We start from the raw sequence: 1,304 nt of genomic DNA on the forward strand, positions 1-1,304 counted from the left end.
CGCCGTGCCCTCGACGCGGCCCGCGCCCAGCAGGATAGCGAGTGCGACCACGCAGCCGGTCATTGCGAGCACGGCGACCCGGACGCCTGCGAGTTCCTGGACCAGCGCTGTGGCTACGACGCGGACGAGATCGACCGGCTGCTGGCCGACCGCGAGCCGGAGCGCCCGCCGGAGGACCACGGCGAGAGCGAGCCGTGGGAGCTAACCGGCAAGCAGAGGGGCGCTCTCTCGCGCTCGTGGAACGGCTACAAGGCCGCCATCAACGAGGTAGCGGAGGCGCTGGACACCCTGCGGACGGCGTGGGGCGACGCGCAGGCCGCAGCACGGGCCATCAACAACATCCGCGGGACGGTCGGGCAGGACCCGCTCGTGTTCGACAGGCTCGGCGAGGAGCAAGAGGAGCTGTCCGCGCTGCTCGCGATGGCGACGGAGGACTGCCACGAGTGCGGCGGCCTCCCCACCACGGTCGGGCCGACCATCACCGTGCGGACCGACGACCTCGACGAACCGGATCCAGACGAGATCGCGGAGCGAGCCGCGGAGGAGGCGCGGCGGCTCAAGCGGGCTCGGCAGCGCGTCGCAGACCGGCCGAGCGCGGAGCAGGCCACCGACCGGCTGGCGACGATGCGGCAGGACGACGGCCCGATTTACACAACGGGCCACGACGTTCGCCACGTCGACGCGGACCGCCCGGACCGCCGCGAGGAGGAGGTCGACCGGCTTCGGGCGGCACAGGCCCAGCGCAGCGCCCCGCTTCGGGACGACCGCCATCGGGCCGACGACAGCGGACCGCTCGGAGAGTTCGGCGTCGAGGCCGAGGAGGGCGCTGACGCGGCCGGTGAGGAGCACCGCCGCGCACAGAACAACGGCTACCTGCGGAGCGGCAGCCGCGGGTTCGAGGAGGACGCCAGCGCTCGGGAAGGACTCGGGCGCTACGCCGCGACGGGCGGCGAGAAGACGTTAGACGCCTACGAGGAAGCATGAAGGCAACTCTCACCATCGAGGACGAAACTGTTGAACAGACCATCGAGTACGCCGGCCCCAGCGAGCCGATGACCTACTACCACAGCATCGAAATCTTCGACAACGGCGAGCTGCTGGCCGAGGTTCATGTATCCCGCGATGCAGCGCCGGACATCGAGGACCCGGAGGACGTGGAGGAGCTGCTGGAGAGCGCGCTGGCCGGCGTGAAGGTCGCGCAGGAGATGGACCCGTGACGGGGTTCGCCTGCCCTGCCGAGGGGTGCGAGTACGAGCGCGACAGCATCGGCGCGGTCCGATCACACATCAACGCGACCAAAGACG

At 70.8% G+C, this 1,304-nt stretch carries 1 protein-coding gene and 1 pseudogene; both read left to right on the forward strand.

The features are described 5' to 3' along the window. A pseudogene (locus AN233_RS17210) lies at window positions 1–984 on the forward strand (hypothetical protein); the annotation flags it as partial. Next, a complete protein-coding gene (locus AN233_RS06105; RefSeq protein ID WP_058365933.1) occupies window positions 981–1,217 on the forward strand; it encodes a hypothetical protein in 237 nt (78 codons plus the stop codon). The pseudogene AN233_RS17210 and the gene AN233_RS06105, both read left to right, overlap by 4 nt. The last annotated feature ends 87 nt before the right edge of the window (window positions 1,218–1,304 follow it).

The organism is Haloparvum sedimenti, from assembly GCF_001462205.1.
In the GTDB taxonomy this organism is placed as follows: Archaea; Halobacteriota; Halobacteria; order Halobacteriales; family Haloferacaceae; genus Haloparvum; species Haloparvum sedimenti.